Genomic DNA, 6,142 nt, shown 5'->3' with positions numbered 1-6,142 from the left:
ACACCTGGTGGGCCGGTCATCCGTCGGTCACCGCCGAGCGGCCGAGGACGCCCCCGCGCGGCTGGCGGCACGCGGATGAGCGCGGCATCGGTGAACCACCCGGTGTACGTCGGCGACCACGGGGCCCTCCTGGACGTGGCCGAGGCGATCGCCGCGGACTGGGCGGCTCTCGGTGTGCGCGGCTCGTTCCTCGCCCGGAACCTCGACACGGGTGAGCAACTCGGCTTCGACGTCGAGGAGATGATGCCGCTCGCGTCGGTGGCGAAGGTCCCGCTCGCCCTCGTCGTACTGGACCGGATCGCGGCCGGGGACCTCGACCCGGCGCACCCGGTGACGGTCGACCCGGTGGGGAGCAGCGTGGGTCCCACCGGGCTCGCGGCGTTCCGGTACCCGGCGACCGTGGCCGTCGGTGACCTGCTCCTGCAGACGCTGTCGGTGAGCGACAACGCGGCGGCGGACACCCTGCTCGATCTGGTGCCGGTGGCGGACGTGGACGCCCGGCTGCGTGACTGGGGGTGCGGGGACCTCCGGATGCGGCACCGGATGAACCACATGTACGAGTGCGCCGCCGGTGCGGCGGGGGACGACTTCTCCCTCGCGCTGGAACTGGCCGTGCGGGACGGGCGGGCGGGCCGGCACACCATCGAGACCCTGGACCCGGCGTACGCGAACGTGGGATCGGCCGCGGCGCTGGTGGGGCTGTTGAGGCGCGTGTGGTGCGATGAGATCTCCGTCCCCGCGGCGACTGCCGAGTTGCGGCGGCTGATGGGCCTGCAGGTCTTCACACACCGGCTGGCGAGCGAGTTGCGGGCGGACACGTTGCGGTGGAGCGGGAAGACGGGGACGTTTCTGCATCTGCGCCACGAGTCGGTGTGGTCGAGGCGGAGTCGGGGGATCGGGTGGCCGTGGCTGCGCTCACCCGTGCGGAGCGCTGCGCCGGGCTCGCGGCGGATGTCGACTTCGCGATCGGGGGTGCGGGGCGGGAGGCGTTCGAGGTGTTGCGGCGGTGAAGGGCGCGTTCGCGTGAGCGCCGCGCAGGTGTGGGTCGTCAGGCGCCCGCGGGTTTGATGTGGCTGCTCGCGCAGTTCCAGTGTGCCCGGTCGGCGTTGCCAACTCCCGTCGGCGCGGCGAGCGTTGTTCCCCCGAGGTCAGCGGGATCGGGTCCCGGCAAGTTCCCGGGAGGCAGGCGTGGGCGGCCTATCGGGAGGGTGCCACCAGGCCCGTCTCGTACGCGGTGATCACGAGCTGTACGCGGTCGCGGGCGTCGAGTTTGCTGAGCAGCCGGGTCACGTAGGTCTTGACGGTGGCGACGCTGATGAACAGGTCGGCGGCGATCTCGGAGTTGGACATGCCCTGCCCGATGCGGGTGAGGACTTCGCGGTCGCGCGGGGTGATGCCGGCCAGGTCGTGGTGGGGCCGGACGGGGGCGGGGCGGTGGGCGAACTCCTCGATGAGGCGGCGGGTGACGCTCGGGGCGATCAGGGCGTCGCCTGCGGCCACGACACGGACGGCGGCGAGTATGTCGGGCACGGCCATGTCCTTGACGAGGAACCCGGAGGCGCCCGCGCGCAGGGCGCCGTAGACGTATTCGTCGTCGTCGAAGGTGGTCAGCACGACGACCCTCGCGCTTCCGGGGACCGAGGTGATGATCCGGGTGGCCTCGATGCCGTCCGTCCCGGGCATGCGGATGTCCATGACGACGACGTCGGGCCGCAGTTCCCCGGTCAGCCGGACCGCCTCGGCGCCGGTGCCCGCCTCCCCGACGACATCGAGGTCCGGCGCGTTGGCCATGGACATCTCCAGGGCGGCGCGTACCAGCGGCTGGTCGTCGGCGAGGAGGACGCGGACGCTCATCGGGACTCCTGGGTCAGGGGCAGCCGGGCCGTCACCCGGAATCCGCCTTCGGGGCGGGGGCCCGCGGACAGTTCGCCGTGCAGCAGACCGACCCGCTCGCGCATTCCCACCAGACCGTACCCGGTGGCTCCGCCGGCCCCACGGCCGCGGCCGTCGTCGAGGACGTCGATGACCAACGCGTCGTCCCGGTGGTCGACGGTCACCTGACAGGAGTCGGTGCCGGCGTGCCGTACCACGTTGGTGACCGCTTCCTGGACGATACGGAAGGCCGACAGGTCGATCTCCTGGGGGAGCGGCCGCCGCTGCCCACGCCACCGCACGGCGACGCGGACACCGGCGGCGGTCGTCACCTCGGCCAGCCGGTCGAGACCGGCCATACCGGGCAGCGGGTCGAGCGGCGCGGATTCCGCGGACGCGGCGTCCACGCCCGGTTCCGGCTGGGCCTGCCGGAGCGCGCCGACCATCCGGCGCAGACCCGACAGGGTCTCCCGGCCGCTGGTCTCGATGACCTTCAGTGCTTCCCGCGCCCGGGCCGGCTGGGTGTCGATGACCTCACCCGCGGCACCGGCCTGCAGGGCGATGATGCCGATGCTGTGCGCGACCACGTCGTGCAACTCCCTTGAGATCCGCAGCCGTTCGGCCATGACCGCCGAAGCCGCGGCCTGGGCGCTCAGCCGCTCCGCGTACTCACGGCTCCGCCGCAGCGAATCGCCGGTCAGCCAGGCGATGACGGCCGTCAGCACGACGGCCGTCAGAGCGACGGCCCGCCCCGTCGAGTCGAAGAGGGAGCCGGCGAGCAGCAGTTGCGCGACGGCGCAGCCCGCCATCACGCCCAACGACACGGCGGTCGCGGTCGCCGCGGTCCGGCGCGGACGCGTTACGGCGACGAAGAACAAGGCGACGTCGACCGACAGGAACTGAAGGAACGGCAGCCGGGCCACGTGAAGTCCCGCGGTCCCGGCCGCGGAACCCGCGAGCAGCAGTGCGACACCCGACAGCGGACGGCGGTGCAGCAGCACGCCACCGGTCAGCGCCAGGGCGAAGCCCGCGGCCAGGAACCACGTGCCCACGGGCGTCCCGTCCGGGACCGCGTCCAGGATCAGCCGGCACCTTGCCCGGCGGTCCAGGCCCTCGGGCGGAAAGCACCGCAGGACCGGATGCGGCTCTCCGTCCGACGTGCGGGTCGTGTACGCCGTGGCCGCGCAGACACACCACGTCAGGGTCGCCCACACGCCCGCCGGCACACGCTTGAGCAGCAGGAGGGCACGCGCGGTGGACATGCGCCGATCGTAACCGAGTGATCTTCACCGGGGATCGGCCCACGGTCGTACGACCACGGGTGACACGCGCCCGCGCGGGTGTCACCGTCCGTGCGATGCCCGGCGGGGGCCGGACGCGGCAGCCTTGCCGGGGTGATCGAAGTCCATGAACTCACCAAGCACTACGGCCGGACCCGGGCCGTGAACCACCTGACCTTCACCGTCCGTCCCGGTCGTGTCACCGGATTCCTGGGCCCCAACGGCGCGGGCAAGAGCACCACACTGCGGGTGATCACGGGGCTGAACGCTCCCACCAGCGGAACCGCCACGGTCGGCGGGCGCCCCTTTCGAGAGCGGGCGCGCGGGCTGCGCCACGTGGGAGCTCTGCTCGACGCCGGTGACGTCAACGGGGGGCGCAGCGCACAGGCGCACCTGACGATCCTCGCCCGCAGCAACGGCATACCGCGGCGCCGGGTGACGGAAGTCCTGGACGAGGTGGGTCTGGCCGGAGTGGCCCGGCGCCGCATCGGCGGGTTCTCCCTCGGTATGAAGCAGCGGCTCGGCATCGCCGCGGCGCTGCTGGGCGATCCGCCGGTACTCCTGTTCGACGAACCGTTCAACGGCCTGGACCCGGAGGGCGTGCTGTGGGTGCGCGGCCTGTTCCGGCGACTGGCCGCCGAGGGCCGTACCGTCTTCGTCTCGAGCCATCTGATGAGCGAGATGGAGAACACCGCCGACCATCTCGTCGTCATCGGCCACGGCGAGCTGATCGCCGCCGAGAGCCTGTCGGCGTTCGCCGCCCGCGGCACCCGCCGGTGGGTCGCCGTCCGCACTCCCGACCCCGCCGCGCTGACCGCCGTACTGACCGCGGAAGGCGCCGCGGTACGGCCGCAGGGCCGGCAGGCGCTCACGGTGACCGGCGTGGACGCCACCCGCGTCGGCGAACTCGCCTGCCACCACCGGATCACCCTCCAGGAACTGGCCACCCGCGGCAGTTCCCTGGAGGAGGCCTTCATGGAACTCACCGTCGGCCATGCCGAATACCTCGCAGCGCGTGCAGGAGAACCCGGAGAAGTCCGATGAGCCGCATACCCGCACCCGCCGCCGTACCGTCCGCACGGCCCGCCCCGCCGAGCGACGAGCCCCGCGCCCGCTTCCTCGACCTCCTCATGGCCGAATGGCTCAAACTGTGGTCACTGCGCTCGATGCGCTGGGCCTTCGTGCTCTCCGCCCTCGCCGTCGTCGGCAACAGCGCGAACGCCGCCGTCGCGGACTACCGCAACTGGCCCCGCTACGACGCCGGTATCCGGGCGCTGTTCGTACCGATCTGGGCCCTGCGCGATGCCATGAACCACACCTGTGCCATGGTCCTCATCCTCACCGCCGGCAGCATCGGCGCCCTCACCGTCGCCGGCGAATACGGCACGGGGCTGATCCGCACGACCTTCTCGGCGGTGCCCGCCCGCCGCCAGGTGATGGCCGCCAAAGTCACGGTGGTGACGGCGGTGTTCCTGGTGTTCGGCGCGCTGGTCTCGGCGACCTCGTTCGCCGTCAGCCAGGGCATCCTGTCCGGCCGGCACATCGACGTGTCGACCGGTTACCCGGGGGTGCTGCGGGCCGTCGCCGCCTCCGCCCTGCTCGCGCCGGTGTCCGCGCTCATCGGCATGGGCTTCGGCGCGGTGATCCGGCACGGCCCGACCACCCTGGTCACCACCGCCGGGGTCCTGCTCCTGCTGCCCGACGTCTTCAACGACAGCCGTCGCGTCGGCGCCGACATCTCCCACGCGCAGCCGGTCACCGCCTGGGAGAACCTCGTCACCGTGAGCCATCCTTTCGGCCAGGGGCCTTATCCCCAGACGATCGCCGGTTCATGGACCACCTACGCCGTCTGGCCGCTCGTCGCGGTGTGCCTGGTGCTGGTCCTCGCCCATCACCGTGACGTGTGAAGACCGACAGGGCCGCATGAAAAGGAGCCCCGCCGCGGCTGGGAAGATGCACATACCGGACGGGAGCGGGACGGTGGGGCGGGCGGCCCCGGCCGCCGTCTCCGCCGGGGCCGCCCGCTGCCGGAGAGCCGGTCAGGTCAGCTTCGACGCCGTGACCGCCGTCGCGGTGACGGTGTTGTCGCACTCGGCGAACTGGCCGTCGGTCAGGGCGACTTGGTGCATGCCCGCGCCGGGGAGGCCGACCACGAGCGTCGGGTAGACGGCGGGCTTGGCGCCGGACTCGCAGTAGCCGTCGCCCTCACCCTGGACCTGGTGGAAGGTCAGCTTCACCCATGCCTTGCCGCCCGGCGCGAGGCGCACGGCCGACGCGGTGCCCGTGGGAGTCACCTTCAGGGGGGTGTTGTGCCCGGGGGAACCGTTGCCGGCGCCGGCCACCGTCGGGTGGCCCCGCAGGACGCACGCATGTGCGGAGACGTTGGTGAACTCGACTATCGCCGCGCCCGTACCGGTGCCGACCGGATGGTCGGCCGCCTGGTAGGCCGTCGCCTTCACGGCGGACACCGTGCACTGCGGCGCCGTGGCGGACGTGGTCTGGGACGCGGGAGAGACCGTGGCACTGGGAGCGGTCGGCGTGCCGCCGCCGGAGGACCCCGGGGCCGAGGTCGCCGTGGAGCCGGGGCTCGTCGGGGTGGCGCCGCCGTGGGTGGGGGTGGTGTGGGTGGGGGTGGCGGAGGCCGGGGTCGGGGAGGACGTCTTGGCTGTCCCGGTGCCGTCCGACGCCCCGCACGCCGTGAGCGACAGCGCGGCAGCGATCACGGCCGTCGCCGATGCGGCGAGGCGGATGGTGTTGCGGTGGTGCATGGGGTCCCCCGATTCAGGTGTACGTGGTCCGACCGGCCCCCTGCCGGTACGCACCGGGAGACAGAGCCGGGAGACCCCGGGTTTCCGCTGTGGATCGGCTGTGACCGTTGTGGATCATCTGTGACAGTTCCGTGACGGGCGAGGGGGGAAGATCCTGCCCCGGAAAGCGACAAGGGCGTCCGGCCCCGCCGGGGCCCGCCGGGGGGGGCGCCCACCCTACGC

General features: G+C 72.7%; 6 protein-coding genes. 3 read left to right on the top strand and 3 right to left on the bottom strand.

The window, feature by feature from the left end; genetic code table 11:
• Positions 1-1,068 (top strand): serine hydrolase (locus tag ACWC94_RS42140; protein WP_450803060.1); only part of this gene is annotated, 1,068 nt, incomplete at its 5' end.
• A gap of 129 nt (positions 1,069-1,197) precedes the next feature.
• Here the strand turns inward: ACWC94_RS42140 and ACWC94_RS42135 are convergent.
• Together ACWC94_RS42135 and ACWC94_RS42130 are read right to left on the bottom strand one after the other, a co-directional pair.
• Positions 1,198-1,854, bottom strand: a complete 657-nt coding sequence (locus ACWC94_RS42135) for a response regulator (RefSeq protein ID WP_450803058.1) — start codon at positions 1,852-1,854, stop codon at positions 1,198-1,200.
• Complete coding sequence (locus tag ACWC94_RS42130) at positions 1,851-3,134, bottom strand: histidine kinase (protein WP_450803056.1); 1,284 nt, start codon at positions 3,132-3,134, stop codon at positions 1,851-1,853. The genes ACWC94_RS42135 and ACWC94_RS42130 overlap by 4 nt, the downstream gene beginning before the upstream one ends.
• Before the next feature lie 132 nt (positions 3,135-3,266).
• Here ACWC94_RS42130 and ACWC94_RS42125 point away from each other — a divergent pair, with 132 nt between their 5' ends.
• Together ACWC94_RS42125 and ACWC94_RS42120 are read left to right on the top strand one after the other, a co-directional pair.
• Positions 3,267-4,196 (top strand): ABC transporter ATP-binding protein, encoded by a 930-nt coding sequence (locus tag ACWC94_RS42125; protein ID WP_450803054.1) that lies wholly within the window; start codon positions 3,267-3,269, stop codon positions 4,194-4,196.
• Positions 4,193-5,059 (top strand): ABC transporter permease, encoded by an 867-nt coding sequence (locus ACWC94_RS42120; protein WP_450803053.1) that lies wholly within the window; start codon positions 4,193-4,195, stop codon positions 5,057-5,059. The genes ACWC94_RS42125 and ACWC94_RS42120 overlap by 4 nt, the downstream gene beginning before the upstream one ends.
• A gap of 132 nt (positions 5,060-5,191) precedes the next feature.
• On the opposite strand, the gene ACWC94_RS42115 is transcribed toward ACWC94_RS42120, so the two are convergent.
• Complete coding sequence (locus ACWC94_RS42115) at positions 5,192-5,920, bottom strand: DUF4232 domain-containing protein (protein ID WP_450803051.1); 729 nt, start codon at positions 5,918-5,920, stop codon at positions 5,192-5,194.
• Positions 5,921-6,142 lie beyond the last annotated feature (222 nt).

It is taken from the genome of Streptomyces sp. NPDC001135 (assembly GCF_053598395.1).
This window is presented reverse-complemented; position numbering and strand designations above follow the sequence as displayed.